Genomic DNA, 20,013 nt, shown 5'->3' with positions numbered 1-20,013 from the left:
GCGCTCATCGCCGGCACCGCCGTGGTGGTGCGTGACGCACGCCGCCGCACCGCCAGGAGCAAAGGCTCCACATTCGAGTAGCAAAGGGTCCGCGCGCCCCTCGACCGACGCAACGCCCTTATCACAACTGACTTCTCACAAACTTCAGTTGGATGCAATTTACACAGTGACTACAGTGGTCCATCGAGTGGGGAATGCACCGATGTGAAGGCCGCGACCACAGTTCGGGAAAGGGAGTGCGAGACATGACGGACGGACGGAAGCTCAATAGCGAGAGCGTCTGGCTGCTGGAGAAGGGGATCATCGACCGCTACGACGACATCAAGAAGCTCCTCGGCCGCCTCCAGGGAACGATCGACATGATCGAGAAGAACTGGACGGGCCAGGGCGCGATCGCCTTCGACAAGAAGCAGACCGAGATCAACGACCACGTGGTGGCTCTCGGCCGCATGCTGGAGAAGGTCCTCGAAGGCGTCAACCTCAACCGCAAGGACAAGGACAAGCTGGAGGACGAACTCCACCAGCAGATCACCCGGATCGACGTCCAGGACCTCGGCGGCAAGACCTCGGCCCTCAGCAGCTACTAGTCCCGGCGGCAGCCACCACCAAGGAGACAAGGCAGTCATGACGAACGTCAACGGCGACTACCAGGACCTTGCCGTCAAGTACGGCACGCTCGACGCCCTCACCACCGAACTCGGCAACCTGGCCCGGGACTTCGAGAACCAGATCCAGGCACTCAAGGCCGACGTCGAGAAGATCGCCGAAGGCTGGGGCGGTGAGGCCCACGAGGCCTTCAAGACCCAGCACAAGGACTGGGACACGCACGCCAACGGCATCCGCGACGCCCTCATGGCCATCGGCCACCGGATCGGCGACGCCGGCGGTGACTACCGCGGCGGCGACCTCAAGGGCGCGAGCTACTTCCTGTGACGTGACCCAGCGAGCGGGTGGGCACGTCGGTCCACCCGCTGCTGTGGTCCACTACTCCACCGCGAGCCCGCCGTTGTGCGGCGCCGGCTCCAGGTCGAACTCCCCGTCCCGCGCCCCGAGAACGAACGCCCGCCACTCGGCCTCGGTGTACCGCAGTACCGTCTCGGTATCGAGCGACGACCGCATCGCGACGGCGCCGCCCGGCAGATACGCGATCTCTACCCGCTCCTCGTGCTCCTCCGTACCGGGCGCGGAGTGCCACTCCACCCCCGAGATGTCGAGGGCGTACAGCTCGTTCTTCTCCCGCTCCTTGCGTGCCTTCACGTCCTCGGCCTGAGCGCCGACCTCGGTGTCCGGTGCGTCGGTCATCCTGATGAAAACCTTCCTGACGTGCGAACGAACCGTGCGAGCCACCCTACTGCCCCCCTGTCGCAGCGGGCCTTCCGATGAGCGAAGACGGCGGCGTTCTTGGCCAAAACGATCAGATGTGAACGCAGCGCGGTCCCGTCGGCGTCACCCGGCTGCTTGAGATGCACGACCACACTCAGGTGCCGCCGGCTGCCGTGCGAGGTGCACGGCAGATAGACGGCGGCGACCCGGGGAGAGGCGACGGCTTTGTCCCCGGCGGGGAAAGGGGTCAGGGAGGCCCGCGAACGGGGGAAGCTCGAACGCGTACGCGGCACCCGCCAGGAGCACCAGGACCGAGACGATTCCGGAGGCGATGAGGAGCTTGGATCGCGTCGCACTCAACCGTCAGTCCTCCGACTCCAGTTGCCGGGGAATTCCCTCGCCGTTGAAGTAGCGGTGAACGTTGTTGGCCGCACTGTCGAACCCCGTCCCGCGCCGAACTCGCGACCGCCTCGATCAGCGGTGACCTTCTTCCCGTGTTCTCGCCCGCCTTCCTCGCCGCCTCCTCGACCAACCGGTACGTCGAATCCGCGGTGTCCTGGAATTGCCGGCCGTTGCGATGGACGACGTCCCCGGCGGAGTCCTTCAGGGACCCGTCGGTGATCGCGCCGATGATCTCGTGGACCGCCGTTCCCGCCACGCCGCCGATGACGATGCCGCCCGGACCCACGACCGGGGCCGTCGCCAGCCCCACGCCGATACCGACCGCGGTGCCGCCCCATGTGCTGGTGGTCTCAAGGACGGAGTTGTAGTCGGCGTCCTGCGTGCCGCCCTCGATCTCTCCCTCGTAGGCGCGTCCGGCGCCGATGGTGCCCTGGATCTGGCCGGCGGTCCGGGCGAGTGCCGCCGCCGGTCCCGTACACCGGGTTCGGCCTGCCCGGCGCCCCGACCCGTTCGTCGAAACCGGCGTCCAGGGTGTCGATGCCGCTGATCAGCCCGTGGACGTAGTGGTCGCCCCCGCGTGCAGCTTCGTGCTGACGGTCATGTGGTTCGAGATGTGCGCGCACGCCTCCCGCAGCGACGCCATCTGCTCGTCCCAGCGGGTCGCGACCCGCCTGAGGCCACCACCGAGCGCGAAACCGCCCCGGGACAGGGCGCCGGCGGCGCTCTCGCTGGAGGGCACCGCCCGACGGCCCTTGTCCCACAGGTCGTTGTAGAGGCCGAACGCCTTCCGGCCGATGCGCGCCAGGTCGGCCTGACCGACCCTGAGGTCCCCGTACCGCTCGGGCGCCGGAGCACCACCGCCGGGCTCCAGCTGGTTCAACCGCATGCCGGCCGACTGCCGTTCCGCGGCCCCCGACTTCAGCTGCTCCCACACGTCCCACGCCACGCCCGAGTCCCTCCCGACCGGTGCCACCCGCCTCGTTCCGCCGGTGGACGCCCAGCCGTTCTACCGGACCCGGGCACGGCTCAGGGCGCCGCCGAGACCCCCGTCAGAGGGTCTCCTCCGGGACCAGGCCCGTCTGGACCAGCGGCTTGCCGCGGCGCCGCGACACGAAGATCCCCCGGCCCGCGGGCATCGGACGGGGCCGGACGCCTCCGAGCAGGTCACCTTCGCCGGGATCGCCCGCAAGGACGACACCCTGTGCGCCGAGTTCCTTCATCCGCTGCATGAACGGCTCGTACGACGCCCGCCCGGCGCCCGCCGTGGAACGGGCGATGATGAACCGCACCCCGACGTCACGGGCGAACGGCAGCAGCTCGGTGAGACCGCTCAACGGGTTGCCGCTCGACGTGGACACCAGGTCGTAGTCGTCGATGACGACGTACACCGTCGGCCCGCGCCACCAGCTGCGGTCCCGCAGCTGCCGCGCGGTCACGTCGGCGGTGGGCGTGCGCCGCTTCATCAGGTCCGCGAGGGCCGTCATGTGGTGGTCCATGGCGTTGGACATCGGGATGTACTCGGCCAGGTGGGACGCCGGGGTGACATCCAGCAGGGACCGGCGGTTGTCGACCACGAACAGCTTGCAGTCGTCGCCCGAGTAGCGCTGAGTGAGCTGCTTGACCAGCAGCCGCAGCAGATTCGACTTGCCCGACTCGCTCTCGCCGAAGACCAGGAAGAACGGGTCCTGCTCGAAGTCCACGAAGACCGGCTCCAGGTTGTCCTCGTCGAGCCCGAACGCGACGCCCTGCCGGGGGAGGCGATCGCCCGGCGGCAACTGCTCCACCGGAACCCGCCGCGGCAGCAACCGCACCTCCGGCGCGCCCGGAGCCTCCCAGTGCCGTGCGACCTCACCGGCCAGCGCGGTCGTGGCGTCCGCCAGATCCGTGTCGGAGGTCAGCCCGTCGATCCGCGGCACCGCCGCCATGAAGTGCAGCTTCTGCGGCGCAAGGCCCCGCCCCGGCACCCCCGTGGGCACGTTCACCGCGACCTTGCGATCGATCTCGGAGTCCATCGGGTCGCCGAGCCGCAGCTCCAGGCGGTTCATGATGTGGTCCTTGAGGTTCGAACGGACCTCCATCGAACGGGACACGGCCAGCACCAGGTGGATGCCGTACCCGAGGCCCCGCGCCGCCATGTCCAGGACCACCGCGTCCAGACCCTCGTAGTCCGTGCGGAAGGAGCCCCACCCGTCGATGACGAGGAAGACGTCCCCCCACGGCTGGTCCGAGACCGAGATGTCGCCCCGGGCGCGCCGCGCCCGGAACTCGGCGATCGACGAGATGCCCTGCGCCCGGAAGTACTCCTCCCGGCGCGTCATCACGCCGTACACCTCGGCGACCGTGCGCCGCACCTTCTCCGGGTCCAGCCGCGAGGCGACCCCGCCCACATGCGGCAGCCCGGCCACCGCCGACATACCGCCACCGCCGAAGTCCAGCCCGTAGAACTGCACCTCGTGCGGTGTGTGCGTGAGCGCGAACGACGAGATCAGGGTGCGCAGCAGCGTCGACTTGCCGGACTGCGGGCCCCCGATGATCTGCATGTGGCCCGCCGCACCGGAGAAGTCCACCCACAGCGGATCACGCCGCTGCTCGAACGGCTTGTCGACGATGCCGACCGGGACGACCAGCCGGCCCGCGCCCTCGTACCCCGGCTGGGTCAGCCCCCGGCCCTCCACGGCCGTCAGCCCGGGCAGCAGCACGTCCAGCGACGGCGGGCTGTCCAGCGGCGGCAGCCACACCTGGTGGGCCGCCGGACCCTGCGCCTCCAACCGCCGCACCACCACGTCCAGCACCGTGTCGGCGAGCGCGTCGTCCGCGTCGGACGCGGGCTCCGTACGGGGCCGCGGCACCGCCGCGTACCGCACCGGCACCTCCGTCGCGGTGAACAGCACCGGCCGCCGGTCCACCGCCCGGGGCCCGCCCGCCGCGCCCGAGCCCGCCGCGCCCGAGCGGTACACCCCGGACACGTACGCCGCCTTGAAGCGCACCATCTCGTCCGTGCCGAACTTCAGGAACCCGGAACCCGGCACGTTCGGCAGCTCGTAGGCGTCCGGCACACCCAGCGCGGCCCGCGACTCGGCGGCCGAGAACGTCCGCAGACCGACGCGGTACGACAGATACGTCTCCAGGCCCCGCAGCCGCCCCTCCTCCAGGCGCTGCGACGCGAGCAGCAGATGCACGCCCAACGACCGCCCGATCCGGCCGATCTGCACGAACATCTCGATGAAGTCGGGCTTCGCGGTGAGCAGTTCGCTGAACTCGTCGATCACCAGCACCAGCGAGGGGATCGGCTGGAGCGGGGCACCCGCCGCGCGCGCCTTCTCGTAGTCGTGGATGTTGGCGTAGTTGCCCGCGTCGCGCAGCATCTCCTGGCGGCGGTTGAGCTCGCCCCGGATGGAGTCGCCCATGCGGTCGACCAGGGTGAGATCGTCGGCCAGGTTGGTGATCACGGCGGCGACGTGCGGCATCCGGGCCATACCGGCGAAGGTCGCGCCGCCCTTGAAGTCGGCGAGGACGAAGTTCAGGGTCTCCGAGGAGTGCGTCACCGCGAGGCCGAGCACGAGCGTGCGCAGCAGCTCCGACTTGCCGGAGCCCGTGGCGCCCACACACAGACCGTGCGGGCCCATGCCCTCCTGCGCGGCCTCCTTCAGGTCGAGCATCACGGGCCGGCCGTCCTCGCCGACACCGATCGGCACCCTCAGCCGCTCGGCGAGCGCGCGCGGCCGCCAGGTCCGGTTCGTGTCCACCGATGCCGCGTCCCCGAGGCCCAGCAGATCCGTGAACTCCAGGTTGGCGAGCAGCGGTTCGTCGTCGTCCCCGCCCGACGCCATGCGCAGCGGCGCCAACTGCCGGGCCAGCGCCTCCGCCGCCGCGTACGACAGGGCGTCGGGCACCCCCTCGTAGACCAGCCCGTGCCCCGACTCCAGGTGCAGCGACCCGGGGTGCACGAGGACGGAGAGGTCGCCCCGGGCGCCGCCCGGCTCGCCGGGTACCACCTCGACGACGGTCACGCCCTGGAGGCCCTCGGCGGAGGCGAGGACGGAGTCCGGCGGCAGGGACATCCCGTCGAGGACGACCACGATGTGCGGCTCGTCGGGGAGTGGTGCCGCGCCGGCGTGGAAGCGGGGGCGGCCGGTGAGACGGGCGGCCAGCAGGTCCTCCAGGTCGCGGGGATCGCCGCCGATGAGACGGCGGCTGCCGGCGCCGTCCGCGGCACCGGGCGCCTGCACGTGCGGCAGCCACTTGGCCCACTCCCAGTGCGGCAGGGCCTCCCGCCCGGCCATCACCACGATTATCAGGTCCGCCGGTGAGTGCAGCGCGGCCAGCGAACCGGTCAGGGCGCGCACCGACGCCCGTACCGACTCCTGCTCACCGCCCACGGTGACGTGCTGGAAGGCGCGCAGCGACACCGCCATCGGCAGGTCGTCGAGGGTGTCGTGGGTGGCGAGGAAGCGCTGCATCGCGCCCGCGGCCAGCGGCTCCAACTGCTCGACCGGCCCGGTCTCCGGGGCGATCAGCGGGGTGGCGAGACCCTGCGGGCCGAGACCGATGCGCACCTGCGCGAAGTCCTCGTCACCCGGCCGCCGTTCCCACAGCCGGCTGCCCTCGGCGACCAGCGCCCACAGCTGGTCGGGGGAGGGGTGCAGGTAGTACTGGGCGTCGCGCTGCTTCCCCGCGGTCTCGACGGCGGAGCGCCGGGCCTGCGACAGGTACAGCAGATAGTCGCGGCGGATGTCCGCCAACTGCGTCTGGGAGCCGCGGCGGTAGCGCACCACCATCGCGATGGACATGGCGATCGTCGACGCGATCATCACCATGCCCATCACCTTCATGAACGGATGACCGCTCGTGAAGAAGAAGACCACCGAGCCGCCCATGCCGAGCGTGGGCAGCAACTGCAGCAGCACGCTCTCCTGTTGGCCGCGCGGCAACTCCGGCGGAGGCTGCAGGACGACCTCGTTCGTCGGCACCTCGGACGGCAGCGCCCTCGGTGGACGCTTCACAACGATCTGGCTCACCGCTCACCAATTCCCTTGCCGGACCCGGAGAGTTCCGTCCGCCGCCCCGTGTCGGGCGGACGCGGGCCGCCGCGCGATCCTACTGACCCGGGCCCCCACCGACGGGCGGTAGGGTGCCGGTGGATTCGCGTGAGCACACACGAATCCGGTCGGCGAAACAGGGCAATCCGCGCGATGCGGAGCCGCCCGGACACCGGCCGCCCACCGCACCGACCCCTCCCTCGCGTCCCGCCGGACCACCCGTGGGACGACCCCGGGGAAGGGGCGCAGGACCTTCACACCGCGGACGCGGAACCAACACCGAGGGGGAGCAGCAGGTGAGCATGACGGCCTCCGCGACGACAGCCGGAGCGGGCGCGCCCGGCCAGGGAGCCCCGGCCGGGGCCGCTACGGGACTGGGCTTCTGCCGGGTCACGATCGTCGCGCCCGACAGCCGTATCGACGTGGCCCTGCCGGACGACGTGCCGGTCGCCGACCTCTGCCCGGAGATCCTCAGACTCTCCCGGCAGCGCCCCGCCGAGGGCGCCCCGGTCGGCTACCACCTCGTGCGCCGCGACGGCACGGTTCTCGACAGCGCGCGCTCCTTCGCCGCACAGCGCATTCTCGACGGCGAACTTCTCACCCTGCGGCCCTTCGCCGACTCACTGCCCCCAGCCGTCTTCGACGACGTCTCCGAAGCGGTGGCCTCCGCCGTGACCCGCGACCACCGGCTGTGGAGCGGTGAGCTGACGCGCGCCGCCGGCCTCGTCGGCGGTGGCGTCCTGCCCGTCCTGCTCGCCTTCGTCGTCTGGACCGCCGACCCGCGGCACGACATGCACAGTCGGATCGGCGTCCTCGCGGCCGTGGCCGGTGTCGTCCTCCTCGCCCTCGCCGCCGTCCGCGCCCGGGTCTACGGCGACCGCGCCTCGGCCGTCGCCCTCGGGATCGGCGCCCTGGTCAACGCGGGCGTCGGCGGTTCCGGACTCCTCCCGCTCACCGACGGCCAGGGCGTCGGTAAACTCCAGTTCCTGCTCGGCTGCGCGGCCGTGCTGGTGGCCTCCGTCGTCCTGACCGTCTGCTCCCCTCGCGGCGACGGCCCGTTCGTCGCCTGCGTGTTCGCCTCCGCCGTCGCCATGGTCACGGTGTTCGTCGCGATCCTGCTGAGCTGGACGCCCACCGAGATCGCCGCCCTGTGCGCCCCTCTCGCCGTCATGACCCTGGCCTTCCTGCCGGGCATGTCCATGCGGTTCGCCCGCCTCCCCATCGGCTACGAACCCCCGAGCACCGGCCGTGCCGCGTACGGCGCCGACCCCGCCCCGCAGGAGCCGGTCGACCTGGCCCGGATCGAGGCCCAGGCCCGGCGCGGCCACGAACTGCTGGTCGGCCTCGTCGGCGGCTGCGCCCTGCTCGCCGTCGCCTCCGCCGCCGTCCTCGGCTTCTCCGGCGACGTCTGGGCGCAGCTGCTCGCGTTCGCGACCGCCGCCGCCCTCCTGATGCGCGCCCAGCTCTTCCGCTACACCGCCCAGGTCGGCGCCTGCCTCGCCGCGGGCCTCGGCTCCCTCGTCCTGCTGGGCCTCGGGCTGGCCCTCGACCCTCCGCACGCGGTGATCCGCGAGGCCCTCACCGGCGACCGCACGGCCCTGGAGATCCGTACCGTCTGGCTCGTCGTCGCCATCGCCGCGCTGGCCGCGCTGATCACCGCGATCGGCCTGATCGTCCCCCGCGGCGGCCTCACCCCCTTCTGGGGCCGCTTCCTGGAGATCCTCGAGGGCTTCGTCCTGCTGACCCTGATCCCGCTGGCCCTGGCCGTCTTCGACGTCTACACCGCCGCCCGCGCTATGACCGGCTGACCGCCCGTCCCGCGCCGACCGGCCCCCGGGCAGGACCGTCCTGGCGTGCTGGTACGCTGTGTGACGGCCGTCTGTGTACGCACCCCGCGGACTCCCTCCGGGGACCCCGCTGGGCAGCGCCGACGGATCCCGCCACCCGAGTCACAGAAGTCCCCCTGAGACGAAGACCAGGGGCGCTCGGTGGCATCGAAGAGACTCAGAAGGAGTATCGCGTGTCGCTCGACGCCGCTACGAAGAAGCAGATCATCGCCGAGTTCGGTACCAAGGAGGGCGACACCGGCTCCCCCGAGGTCCAGGTCGCGATGCTCTCGCGCCGTATCTCGGACCTGACCGAGCACCTCAAGACCCACAAGCACGACCACCACTCCCGTCGTGGTCTGCTGATCCTGGTCGGTCAGCGCCGCCGTCTGCTGCAGTACTTGGCCAAGAAGGACATCCAGCGCTTCCGTACGCTGGTCGACCGCCTCGGCATCCGCCGCGGTGCGGCCGGCGCCAAGTAGGACGCCGTGAAGGGAGCGGTTCCCGAAACGATCGGGGGCCGCTCCCTTTGCCGTACGTACGGACCTTGTCGTACGTACGGAAACGTGCGGAGTGTCACCGCCCCTTTGTAGTGTGGTAGCACAACGCCATATGTACGACACAGCGTGAGGACACCCGGGACGGGTGACCGCACGCGACCGAACGAGGAGAAGCGCACCACGCCGCCGCCGGTCCTCGGTAGTGGCCCCCGGGGCAGCGAACCCCGGGTGCTTCGATCGAAGACCGGCCCGCACCGCACGGAGCGCTTCTCCGCCACCGTCCCCTGTCACACGGACAGCGCGGGACAAAAGACGACAATGTAACGGAGAGATCGCTAGTGGAGAACGAGACCCACTACGCCGAGGCCGTCATCGACAACGGTTCCTTCGGCACCCGCACCATCCGCTTCGAGACGGGCCGCCTGGCCAAGCAGGCCGCCGGCTCCGCCGTGGCGTACCTGGACGACGACACCATGGTGCTGTCGGCCACCACCGCCTCCAAGAACCCCAAGGACCAGCTCGACTTCTTCCCCCTCACGGTGGACGTCGAGGAGCGGATGTACGCCGCCGGCAAGATCCCCGGCAGCTTCTTCCGCCGTGAGGGCCGTCCCTCCGAGGACGCCATCCTCACCTGCCGCCTCATCGACCGCCCGCTGCGCCCGTCCTTCAAGAAGGGCCTGCGTAACGAGATCCAGGTCGTCGCCACGATCATGGCGCTCAACCCCGACCACCTGTACGACGTCGTGGCGATCAACGCCGCCTCCGCGTCCACGCAGCTGGCCGGTCTGCCCTTCTCCGGCCCGATCGGCGGCGTCCGCGTCGCACTGATCAACGGCCAGTGGGTGGCCTTCCCGACGCACTCCGAGCTCGAGGACGCCGTCTTCGACATGGTCGTCGCGGGCCGCACCCTGGAGGACGGCGACGTCGCGATCATGATGGTCGAGGCCGAGGCCACCGAGAAGACCATCCAGCTGGTCAAGGGCGGCGCCGAGGCGCCGACCGAGGAGGTCGTCGCCGCCGGTCTGGACGCCGCGAAGCCCTTCATCAAGGTCCTCTGCAAGGCCCAGTCGGACCTCGCGTCGAAGGCCGCCAAGCCCACCGGCGAGTTCCCGATCTTCCTCGACTACCAGGACGACGTCCTGGAGGCCCTCACGGCCGCCGTCAAGGACGAGCTCGCCCAGGCGCTCACCATCGCCGGCAAGCAGGAGCGCGAGACCGAGCTGGACCGCGTCAAGGCGCTCGCCGCCGAGAAGCTGCTCCCGCAGTTCGAGGGCCGCGAGAAGGAGATCTCCGCCGCGTACCGCTCGCTGACCAAGTCCCTGGTCCGTGAGCGCGTCATCAAGGAGAAGAAGCGCATCGACGGCCGTGGCGTCACGGACATCCGTACGCTCGCCGCCGAGGTCGAGGCCATCCCGCGCGTGCACGGCTCCGCCGTGTTCGAGCGTGGCGAGACGCAGATCCTGGGCGTCACCACCCTCAACATGCTCCGCATGGAGCAGCAGCTCGACACCCTGTCGCCGGTGACGCGCAAGCGCTACATGCACAACTACAACTTCCCGCCGTACTCCACCGGCGAGACGGGCCGCGTCGGCTCCCCGAAGCGCCGCGAGATCGGCCACGGCGCCCTTGCCGAGCGCGCCCTCGTCCCGGTCCTGCCGACGCGCGAGGAGTTCCCCTACGCGATCCGCCAGGTCTCCGAGGCGCTCAGCTCGAACGGCTCGACCTCCATGGGTTCGGTCTGCGCCTCCACCATGTCGCTGCTGAACGCCGGTGTGCCCCTGAAGGCCCCCGTCGCCGGTATCGCCATGGGCCTGATCTCCCAGGAGATCGACGGCGAGACGCACTACGTCACCCTCACCGACATCCTCGGTGCCGAGGACGCCTTCGGCGACATGGACTTCAAGGTCGCCGGCACCAAGGAGTTCGTGACCGCCCTCCAGCTCGACACCAAGCTGGACGGCATCCCGGCCTCCGTCCTGGCCGCCGCCCTCAAGCAGGCCCGTGACGCCCGCCTCCACATCCTCGACGTGATGATGGAAGCGATCGACACCCCGGACGAGATGTCCCCCAACGCCCCGCGGATCATCACCGTCAAGATCCCCGTGGACAAGATCGGCGAGGTCATCGGCCCCAAGGGCAAGATGATCAACCAGATCCAGGAGGACACCGGCGCCGAGATCACGATCGAGGACGACGGCACCATCTACATCGGTGCCGCCGACGGCCCGGCCGCCGAGGCCGCCCGCGCCACGATCAACGGCATCGCCAACCCGACCATGCCGGAGGTCGGCGAGCGCTACCTGGGCACCGTCGTGAAGACGACGACCTTCGGCGCGTTCGTGTCGCTGCTCCCGGGCAAGGACGGCCTGCTGCACATCTCGCAGATCCGCAAGCTCGCCGGCGGCAAGCGCGTGGAGAACGTCGAGGACGTCCTCGGCGTGGGCCAGAAGGTCCAGGTCGAGATCGCCGAGATCGACTCCCGCGGCAAGCTCTCCCTCATCCCCGTGATCGAGGGCGAAGAGGGCTCGGACGAGAAGAAGGACGACGCCGACAAGTGACGTCGCGTAGCTCCAAGGCGACGGCCCGCACCTCCACGGAGGCGCGGGCCGTCGCCCGTACCCAAACCCTGATCAAGGGCGCCGACGGCATCGGCACCGTCCGCAGGACCACCCTCCCGGGCGGCCTGCGCATCGTCACCGAGACCCTGCCGTCGGTGCGCTCCGCCACCTTCGGCATCTGGGCCCACGTCGGCTCCCGCGACGAGACGCCCGCCCTGAACGGCGCCACGCACTACCTGGAGCACCTGCTCTTCAAGGGCACGACCCGGCGCAGCGCGCTCGACATATCGTCCGCGATCGACGCGGTCGGCGGCGAGATGAACGCGTTCACGGCGAAGGAGTACACGTGCTACTACGCGCGCGTGCTCGACTCCGACCTGCCCCTCGCCATCGACGTCGTCTGCGACATGCTCACCGGCTCGCTGATCCGCGAGGAGGACGTCGACGTCGAACGCGGCGCCATCCTCGAAGAGATCGCGATGACCGAGGACGACCCGGGCGACTGCGTGCACGACCTGTTCGCGCACACCATGTTCGGCGACTCCCCCCTCGGCCGCCCCGTCCTCGGCACGGTCGACACGGTCAACGCCCTCACCGCCGACCGCATCCGCCGCTTCTACAAGAAGCACTACGACCCCACCCACCTCGTGGTCGCCTGCGCCGGCAACGTCGACCACAACAAGGTCGTACGACAGGTCCGCGCGGCCTTCGAGAAGGCCGGCGCCCTCAGCCGCGCCGACGCCACCCCGATCGCTCCGCGCGACGGCCGGCGCAGCCTGCGCACGGCCGGCCGCGTCGAGCTGATCGGCCGCAAGACCGAGCAGGCCCACGTCGTCCTCGGCATGCCCGGCCTCGCCCGCACCGACGAGCGCCGCTGGGCCCTCGGCGTCCTCAACACCGCGCTCGGCGGCGGCATGTCCTCCCGCCTCTTCCAGGAGGTCAGGGAGAAGCGCGGCCTCGCCTACAGCGTGTACTCGTACACGTCCGGCTTCGCCGACTGCGGCCTCTTCGGCGTCTACGCCGGCTGCCGCCCCTCCCAGGTCCACGACGTGCTCAAGATCTGCCGCGACGAGCTCGACCAGGTCGCCGAGCACGGACTGCCCGACGAGGAGATCGACCGGGCCATTGGCCAGCTGAAGGGCTCCACCGTCCTCGGCCTGGAGGACACCGGCGCCCTCATGAACCGCATCGGCAAGAGCGAGCTGTGCTGGGGCGAGCAGATGTCCGTCGACGAGATGCTGACCCGGATCGCCATGGTGACACCGGACGAGGTCCGCGCCGTGGCCCGCGACGTCCTCGGGCAGCGCCCCTCCCTGTCGGTGATCGGCCCGCTCAAGGACAAACAGGCGTCCCGACTCCACGACACCGTCGCCTGACCTCTCCCACAAGGCCCAGAAGGAAGCAAGACAGATGAGCAAGCTGCGCGTGGCGGTCCTCGGTGCACAGGGCCGTATCGGCTCCGAGGCGGTCAAGGCCGTCGAGGCCGCCGAGGACATGGAACTGGTCGCCGCCCTGAGCCGGGGCGACAAGCTGGAGACCCTCACCGAGCAGGGCGCCCAGGTCGCCGTGGAACTGACCACGCCCGCCTCGGTCATGGACAACCTCGACTTCTGCGTCCGCAACGGCATCCACGCGGTCGTCGGCACCACGGGCTGGACGGACGAGCGCCTCGCGCAGCTGAAGGCCTGGCTGGACGGCTCCCCGGAGACCGGCGTGCTCATCGCGCCCAACTTCTCCATCGGGGCCGTCCTCACCATGAAGTTCGCGCAGATCGCCGCGCCCTACTTCGAGTCCGTCGAGGTCGTCGAGCTGCACCACCCGAACAAGGTCGACGCCCCCAGCGGCACCGCCACCCGCACCGCCCAGCTCATCGCCGAGGCCCGCCGCGCCGCCGGCACCGCCCCGGCACCGGACGCCACGGCCACGGGCCTGGACGGAGCGCGGGGCGCCGACGTCGACGGCGTCCCCGTCCACGCCGTACGCCTGCGGGGCCTCCTCGCCCACCAGGAGGTGCTGCTCGGCGGCGAGGGCGAGACCCTGACGGTCCGTCATGACTCCCTGCACCACAGCAGCTTCATGCCGGGCATCCTGCTCGGCGCCCGCCGCGTGGTGCAGACCCCGGGCCTCACCTTCGGCCTCGAGCACTTCCTCGACCTGGGCTGATCGGCCGGGCACCCACCATGCGCGCGAAGATCACCTACGCCGTCACGGCAGCCGTCCTGGTCGTCTACTTCGTCCTGGTCGGCAGCCGCGGGGTCATGCTCATCGAGACCGGCACACCGATCACGATCGCCTTCGGCGTCGCCGTCCTCGTCCTGCCCGCGATCGGCATCTGGTTCCTGTGGAAGAACACCCAGTTCGTCCGCAGGGCCAACCAGCTCGCCGCCGAACTCGATGCCGAAGGCGGCCTGCCCGTCGACGAGTTGAAGCGCACCCCGAGCGGCCGCATCGACCGTGCCTCGGCCGACGAGGTCTTCGCGCAGCGCAAGGCGGAGACCGAGGACGCCCCCGACGACTGGCGCACCTGGTTCCGCCTCGCCGTCGCCTACCACGACGCCCGCGACACCCCGCGGGCCCGCAAGGCGATGCAGCGCGCCATCGCGCTCCACGACGGCAAGCCGATCCCGACCCCCTGACATCCCACCAACGGGTGAGGGGCCGGCCCGCACACACGGACCGGCCCCTCACCCGTTCGATCTGCTACGCGGCGCGCCCGTACGCGGCCGCCCATGCCCCGATCGTGTGGGCTGCCCGGTCGAAGGCCTCCGCACGCGCCAGGAAGTCGGCGTTGTGGCTGGTCATCAGCGGCGTCACATACTCCTGGACCCGGTCCCTGCGCACCAGGAGCAGCGCCTGCCCCTGCACGGACCGCGGCAGCCCGAGCCACCGCACTGGCTGCTGCACCGTGCGCACCGACACGTTCGGCTCCCACGACGCCGTACGCGTCCGGAAGAAGCTCACCTGACGCACGCCCCGCGCACTCACCCAGATGCCGACCCGCAGCAGTCGCAGTGTGCAGGCGATGATCAGCAGCGCCGCCCCGAAGCACAGCGCGCCCGCCTGCGGCGAGTCGGCCGCCGCGATGATGACCGCCGCGACCAGCACGTACGACGCGAGCAGCAGCAGGAGCGCGGCCGCGCCGACCCGCCACGGGCCGGGCCGGTAGGGCCGCCGCCAGCGGTCGCGGTCGTCGAACGGCAGCGCCTCGTCCACCGCCTGGTCGAAGGCGCGATCGGCGGTCAGGAAGGGCAGGGGCACGGCTGATCCTCACTCGATCCACGCACAGGTTGTGCCGGGTGAGGCTACCGAGCCGGACCCGGGCCCACCACTCCCGGGGGCCGATGGGGGCACAAGGCGGTACAACTCAGGCCAACCGCTCCCTTGTCGGTGGCGGCCCGTAGAGTGGGCGCCGCCCGAGAGCAGCAATGGGAAGGACCTTTCGAGCCGTGACCGACACCCCCGCCGACGATCTCAAGCCCAGCTTCCGCAGCGATGTCACCGTCGAGCTGGTCAAGCACAGCGCGTCCGACTCCGACGTGCTGTGGGCGGCCCGCGTCTCCACGGCCGGCGAGCAGTCGCTGGACGAGCTGAAGAGGGACCCGGAGCGCTCCAAGGGCCTCATCAACTACCTCATGCGGGACCGGCACGGCAGCCCCTTCGAGCACAACTCGATGACCTTCTTCATCAGCGCCCCGATCTTCGTCTTCCGCGAGTTCATGCGCCACCGCGTGGGCTGGTGCATCGCGGGTGACACCGAGATCACGCTGGAGAGCGAGGCGGGCAACCTCCGTCGACGCACCATCGCCGAGCTGTACAAGCTCTGGCACCTCGGCGTCGAGGACCGCCTTCCGCATTCCGCCGGTGGAGTGACCTGGCACAGCAGGGCCGGAAAGTGGACGGCACAGGTCCGGCGTGGCGGCAGGAACCACTACCTCGGCCTGTACGAGAGCCGTGAGGCAGCCGAGTCGGCCGTGGCGGAATTCCGGGAACTGCACCCCAGTACGCGGCTTCGCAAGCTCGAGTCGGTTCGTCGCAACCACGTGCGCTGCTACGACGAAGAGACGATGCTCGCCCGGCGTGCCAGGATCGTCGATGTCATCGAGTCCGGGGTGAAGCCTCTCATCAGGATCACCACGGAGTCTGGGAAGACGCTCCGCTCCACGGTCGATCACGCGGTGTTCACGCCCGAGGGCTGGTGCAAGGCCGGGGAACTGGCCGTCGGTGACGCGGTCATGGTGGCGGGGACCGCCCCCCGTCCGTCGGAGGCACTGGTGCCGCCGAGCCTGCGGCGAGGGATCGGCGTGTGGACCTCCATGCAGCGAGAACGCCTGATCAAGGAGACCGACAGCTGCCACCTGTGCGGTCAGCGCTTCCCCCGTGCGGATCTCGCCCTGGATCACGTGGTTCCGGTGGCTGGTGATCTGACCCGGGCCCTCGACGAGAGGAACCTCGCGCCCGCGTGTGAGCCCTGTCATGCGATCAAGAGCGCTGAAGAGCAAGCCCTGGCCCAGCGCGGCGGCAAGATCGCCAAAGCGGTGCCGGACCGGATCGTCGCCATCGAGCAGGACGGCGAAGAGATGACCTACGACCTTTCCGTGGAAGGCCCCTGGCACAACTTCCTCGCGAACGGGATCGTCGTGCACAACTCGTACAACGAGGAGTCGGGTCGCTACCGGGAGCTCCAGCCCCACTTCTACGTCCCCGACGAGTCCCGCAAGCTCGTCCAGGAGGGCCGCCCCGGCAAGTACGTCTTCGTCGAGGGCACCCAGGGGCAGCAGGAGCTGGTCGGACGGGTCATGGAGGACTCGTACGTCCACGCGTACGAGGCGTATCAGGAGATGCTCGCCGCCGGGGTGGCGCGTGAGGTCGCCCGCGCGGTGCTGCCGGTCGGGCTCTTCTCCTCGATGTACGCCACGTGCAACGCGCGCTCGCTGATGCACTTCCTCGGCCTGCGCACCCAGCACGAGCTGGCGAAGGTGCCGTCCTTCCCGCAGCGGGAGATCGAGATGGTCGGCGAGAAGATGGAAGCGGAGTGGGCCAGGCTCATGCCGCTGACCCACGCCGCCTTCAATGCCAACGGCCGGGTCGCCCCCTGAGGCGCGGACACCTCAATGAACAGATGCGTTTCGGCCAGGCACAGATGTACGGGTCAGCCGAGTGAAGTGTCCGTATTGCGGCATTTCGCGAAGTTCATCTAGCCTGATCAAACGGACCCGGCACTGCTTGAACCCCCGAGCAGGCAGTGCCGGGCTCCGCATTTGTCCTGACTTTTCCCGGCTCCCGAGGGCAGACCCCGCCCTGAGCAACGAGTAGCGTGTTACCCATGGCTCCGACCTCGACTCCGCAGACCCCCTTCGGGCGGGTCCTCACCGCCATGGTCACGCCCTTCACGGCGGACGGCGCACTCGACCTCGACGGCGCGCAGCGGCTCGCCACCCACCTGGTGGACGCAGGCAACGACGGCCTGGTGATCAACGGGACCACCGGTGAGTCCCCCACCACCAGTGACGCGGAGAAATCGGACCTGGTACGAGCCGTCCTGGAGGCCGTGGGCGACCGCGCCCACATCATCGCCGGCGTCGGCACGAACGACACCCACCACAGCATCGAGCTGGCCCGCACCGCCGAGCGGATCGGCGCGCACGGCCTCCTCGTCGTCACGCCGTACTACAACAAGCCCCCGCAGGAGGGCCTGTACCGCCACTTCCGGGCCATCGCGGACGCCGCCGACCTCCCGGTGATGCTCTACGACATCCCGGGCCGCAGTGGCGTCCCCATCGACACCGAGACGATCGTCCGCCTCGCCGAGCACCCGCGGATCGTCGCCAACAAGGACGCCAAGGGGGACCTCGGCCGCGCCAGCTGGGCCATCGCCCGCTCGGGCCTCGCCTGGTACTCCGGTGACGACATGCTGAACCTGCCGCTGCTCTCCGTGGGCGCGGTCGGCTTCGTCTCCGTCGTGGGCCACGTCGTCACCCCGGAGCTGCGCACCCTCGTCGAGGCGTACGTCTCCGGCGACGTCCAGAAGGCCACGGAGATCCACCAGAAGCTGCTCCCGGTCTTCACGGGCATGTTCCGCACCCAGGGCGTGATGACCACCAAGGCGGCGCTCGCCCTCCAGGGACTGCCCGCCGGACCGCTGCGCGCCCCGATGGTCGAGCTCTCGCCCGAGGAGACCGCCCAGCTCAAGATCGATCTTGCTGCCGGCGGGGTACAGCTCTAACACCAGACTTCGCGCGGCGCGACCTGGCATCGCACAGTGCGGCATCCGACTTCACAACTGAATACGCAGGACGCGAGTGCCTGCATCCCCATACACAACTGCTTATGCACGAACGTCACGCGCGCCACGTGCCACACAGGCACGTGGCGCGCGTGGTGAGGAGAGTCTTTTGAGTCATCCGCATCCTGAACTGGGCTCGCCCCCGCCTCTGCCCGAGGGTGGCCTGCGGGTCACCCCGCTCGGCGGCCTCGGCGAGATCGGCCGCAACATGACCGTCTTCGAGTACGGCGGCCGACTGCTGATCGTCGACTGCGGAGTGCTCTTCCCCGAGGAGGAGCAGCCCGGAATCGACCTGATCCTGCCGGACTTCTCGTCCATCCGGGACCGCCTCGAGGACATCGAGGGCATCGTCCTCACGCACGGCCACGAGGACCACATCGGTGGTGTCCCGTATCTGTTGCGCGAGAAGCCCGACATCCCGCTGATCGGCTCCAAGCTGACCCTCGCCCTCATCGAGGCGAAGCTCCAGGAGCACCGCATCCGCCCGTACACCCTCGAGGTGGCGGAGGGGAACCGCGAGCGCATCGGCCCCTTCGACTGCGAGTTCGTCGCGGTCAACCACTCGATCCCCGACGCCCTGGCCGTGGCGATCCGCACCCCCGCGGGCATGGTCGTCCACACCGGCGACTTCAAGATGGACCAGCTTCCGCTGGACAACCGTCTGACCGATCTCCACGCGTTCGCCCGGCTGAGTGAGGAGGGCATCGACCTCCTCCTCTCCGACTCGACCAACGCCGAGGTCCCGGGCTTCACCCCGCACGAGCGGGACATCTCCAATGTTCTGCGCCAGGTCTTCGCGGGCGCCCGCAAGCGCATCATCGTGGCCAGCTTCGCCAGCCACGTCCACCGCATCCAGCAGATCCTGGACGCGGCCCACGAGTACGGCCGCCGGGTCGCCTTCGTCGGCCGCTCGATGGTCCGCAACATGGGTATCGCGAGGGACCTGGGCTATCTGAGGGTCCCGCCGGGCCTGGTCGTGGACGTGAAGACGCTCGACGACCTGCCCGACCACGAGGTCGTCCTCGTCTGCACGGGCTCCCAGGGCGAGCCGATGGCGGCCCTGTCCCGCATGGCCAACCGGGACCACCAGATCCGTATCGTCCAGGGCGACACGGTGATCCTGGCCTCGTCGCTGATCCCCGGCAACGAGAACGCGGTGTACCGCGTCATCAACGGCCTGACCCGCTGGGGCGCCAACGTCGTCCACAAGGGCAACGCCAAGGTCCATGTCTCCGGACACGCCTCGGCCGGCGAGCTGCTGTACTTCTACAACATCTGCCGCCCGAAGAACCTGATGCCGGTCCACGGCGAATGGCGTCATCTGCGCGCCAACGCCGAGTTGGGCGCCATGACCGGCGTCCCGCACGACCGCATCGTCATCGCCGAGGACGGCGTCGCCGTCGACCTCATCGAGGGCAAGGCCAGGATCTCCGGCAAGGTCCAGGCGGGTTACGTCTACGTCGACGGCCTCTCGGTCGGCGATGTCGGCGAGCCGGCCCTGAAGGACCGCAAGATCCTGGGTGACGAGGGCATCATCTCCGTCTTCGTGGTCGTGGACGCCTCCACCGGCAAGATCACCGGTGGCCCGCACATCCAGGCCCGCGGCTCCGGTATCGAGGATTCCGCCTTCGGCGACGTCGTCCCCAGGATCACCGAAGTCCTGGAGCGTTCGGCGCAGGACGGGGTCGTCGAGCCCCACCAGCTGCAGCAACTCATCCGACGCACCCTGGGCAAGTGGGTCTCGGACACATACCGACGCAGGCCGATGATCCTGCCTGTGGTGGTTGAGGTCTGACCCTCCGTCAGCACCTGACTGGGAGCGGGGCCCCTCGATTTGCATCGGGGCGCCCCGCTCCAGTACGTTTACGGCTCCGCCCAGGGGGGAACCCGACGCAACTGTGCGTCAGGAGCCACCCGGACCGGGCGGAAATTCCGACTCAGAACTTCTGATAAAGTCGGAAGCGCCGGAAAGGGAAACGCGAAAGCGGAAACCTGGAAAGCACCGAGGAAATCGGATCGGAAAACGATCTGATAGAGTCGGAAACGCAAGACCGAAGGGAAGCGCCCGGAGGAAAGCCCGAG

14 protein-coding genes and 4 pseudogenes are annotated in these 20,013 nt (G+C 69.9%); 14 read left to right on the top strand and 4 right to left on the bottom strand.

Annotated features, from left to right (window positions below; all coding sequences use genetic code 11):
• The first annotated feature begins 245 nt into the window (after positions 1 to 245).
• Positions 246 to 587 carry a WXG100 family type VII secretion target gene (locus tag M8J73_RS41840; protein WP_055537236.1) on the top strand — a complete coding sequence of 114 codons (342 nt, stop codon included), beginning with the start codon at positions 246 to 248 and terminating at the stop codon, positions 585 to 587.
• 37 nt (positions 588 to 624) lie between these two features.
• The gene (locus tag M8J73_RS41835) at positions 625 to 933 is read left to right on the top strand and encodes a WXG100 family type VII secretion target (RefSeq protein WP_055537237.1); all 309 of its coding nucleotides are present in this window, start codon (positions 625 to 627) and stop codon (positions 931 to 933) included.
• Positions 934 to 984: 51 nt separating this feature from the next.
• Here the strand turns inward: M8J73_RS41835 and M8J73_RS41830 are convergent, their stop codons facing one another.
• Positions 985 to 1,302 (bottom strand): DUF397 domain-containing protein, encoded by a 318-nt coding sequence (locus M8J73_RS41830; RefSeq protein WP_055537238.1) that lies wholly within the window; start codon positions 1,300 to 1,302, stop codon positions 985 to 987.
• 515 nt (positions 1,303 to 1,817) lie between these two features.
• On the opposite strand from M8J73_RS41830, the gene M8J73_RS41825 reads away from it, so the two are divergent.
• Positions 1,818 to 2,093 carry a hypothetical protein gene (locus tag M8J73_RS41825; RefSeq protein WP_055537239.1) on the top strand — a complete coding sequence of 92 codons (276 nt, stop codon included), beginning with the start codon at positions 1,818 to 1,820 and terminating at the stop codon, positions 2,091 to 2,093.
• Between the two features lie 102 nt (positions 2,094 to 2,195).
• Here the strand turns inward: M8J73_RS41825 and M8J73_RS41820 are convergent.
• Together M8J73_RS41820 and eccCa are read right to left on the bottom strand one after the other, a co-directional pair.
• A pseudogene (locus M8J73_RS41820) lies at positions 2,196 to 2,671 on the bottom strand (hypothetical protein); the annotation flags it as partial.
• A gap of 103 nt (positions 2,672 to 2,774) precedes the next feature.
• Complete coding sequence (eccCa, locus tag M8J73_RS41815) at positions 2,775 to 6,743, bottom strand: type VII secretion protein EccCa (RefSeq protein ID WP_079054676.1); 3,969 nt, start codon at positions 6,741 to 6,743, stop codon at positions 2,775 to 2,777.
• 317 nt (positions 6,744 to 7,060) lie between these two features.
• Here eccCa and eccD point away from each other — a divergent pair, with 317 nt between their 5' ends.
• From eccD to M8J73_RS41785, 6 genes are all read left to right on the top strand, one after another.
• Complete coding sequence (gene eccD / locus M8J73_RS41810; protein WP_055537240.1) at positions 7,061 to 8,572, top strand: type VII secretion integral membrane protein EccD; 1,512 nt, start codon at positions 7,061 to 7,063, stop codon at positions 8,570 to 8,572.
• 212 nt (positions 8,573 to 8,784) lie between these two features.
• The gene (gene rpsO, locus M8J73_RS41805) at positions 8,785 to 9,072 is read left to right on the top strand and encodes a 30S ribosomal protein S15 (RefSeq protein WP_030583699.1); all 288 of its coding nucleotides are present in this window, start codon (positions 8,785 to 8,787) and stop codon (positions 9,070 to 9,072) included.
• Between the two features lie 356 nt (positions 9,073 to 9,428).
• A complete protein-coding gene (locus M8J73_RS41800) occupies positions 9,429 to 11,648 on the top strand; it encodes a polyribonucleotide nucleotidyltransferase (RefSeq protein ID WP_055537241.1) in 2,220 nt (739 codons plus the stop codon).
• Positions 11,645 to 13,024: a M16 family metallopeptidase gene (locus M8J73_RS41795; RefSeq protein WP_055537242.1), complete on the top strand. Its 1,380-nt coding sequence runs from the start codon at positions 11,645 to 11,647 to the stop codon at positions 13,022 to 13,024. Before M8J73_RS41800 ends, M8J73_RS41795 begins: the two co-directional genes overlap by 4 nt.
• A 34-nt stretch (positions 13,025 to 13,058) precedes the next feature.
• The gene (gene dapB, locus M8J73_RS41790; RefSeq protein ID WP_055537243.1) at positions 13,059 to 13,811 is read left to right on the top strand and encodes a 4-hydroxy-tetrahydrodipicolinate reductase; all 753 of its coding nucleotides are present in this window, start codon (positions 13,059 to 13,061) and stop codon (positions 13,809 to 13,811) included.
• A 17-nt stretch (positions 13,812 to 13,828) separates the two neighbouring features.
• Positions 13,829 to 14,284: a tetratricopeptide repeat protein gene (locus M8J73_RS41785; protein ID WP_055537244.1), complete on the top strand. Its 456-nt coding sequence runs from the start codon at positions 13,829 to 13,831 to the stop codon at positions 14,282 to 14,284.
• 64 nt (positions 14,285 to 14,348) lie between these two features.
• Here the strand turns inward: M8J73_RS41785 and M8J73_RS41780 are convergent, their stop codons facing one another.
• The gene (locus M8J73_RS41780; RefSeq protein WP_055537245.1) at positions 14,349 to 14,906 is read right to left on the bottom strand and encodes an SCO5741 family PH domain-containing membrane protein; all 558 of its coding nucleotides are present in this window, start codon (positions 14,904 to 14,906) and stop codon (positions 14,349 to 14,351) included.
• A gap of 188 nt (positions 14,907 to 15,094) precedes the next feature.
• On the opposite strand from M8J73_RS41780, the pseudogene M8J73_RS45845 reads away from it, so the two are divergent.
• The 5 genes and pseudogenes from M8J73_RS45845 to M8J73_RS41755 form a co-directional block, all read left to right on the top strand.
• Positions 15,095 to 15,385 (top strand): annotated as a pseudogene (locus M8J73_RS45845) (FAD-dependent thymidylate synthase); the annotation flags it as partial.
• Positions 15,365 to 16,291: pseudogene (locus tag M8J73_RS45840) on the top strand (HNH endonuclease); the annotation flags it as partial. The pseudogenes M8J73_RS45845 and M8J73_RS45840, both read left to right, overlap by 21 nt.
• Before the next feature lie 3 nt (positions 16,292 to 16,294).
• A pseudogene (gene thyX, locus M8J73_RS45835) lies at positions 16,295 to 16,744 on the top strand (FAD-dependent thymidylate synthase); the annotation flags it as partial.
• A gap of 227 nt (positions 16,745 to 16,971) precedes the next feature.
• Positions 16,972 to 17,871, top strand: coding sequence for a 4-hydroxy-tetrahydrodipicolinate synthase (gene dapA / locus M8J73_RS41760; RefSeq protein ID WP_055537247.1), 900 nt, complete (start codon positions 16,972 to 16,974; stop codon positions 17,869 to 17,871).
• 169 nt (positions 17,872 to 18,040) lie between these two features.
• Positions 18,041 to 19,726, top strand: coding sequence for a ribonuclease J (locus tag M8J73_RS41755; RefSeq protein ID WP_055537248.1), 1,686 nt, complete (start codon positions 18,041 to 18,043; stop codon positions 19,724 to 19,726).
• The last annotated feature ends 287 nt before the right edge of the window (positions 19,727 to 20,013 follow it).

The organism is Streptomyces neyagawaensis (assembly GCF_023516595.1).
GTDB lineage: Bacteria > Actinomycetota > Actinomycetes > Streptomycetales > Streptomycetaceae > Streptomyces > Streptomyces neyagawaensis.
Note: the sequence above shows the minus strand (reverse complement) of the source record. Positions and strands in the feature narration are given on the sequence as shown.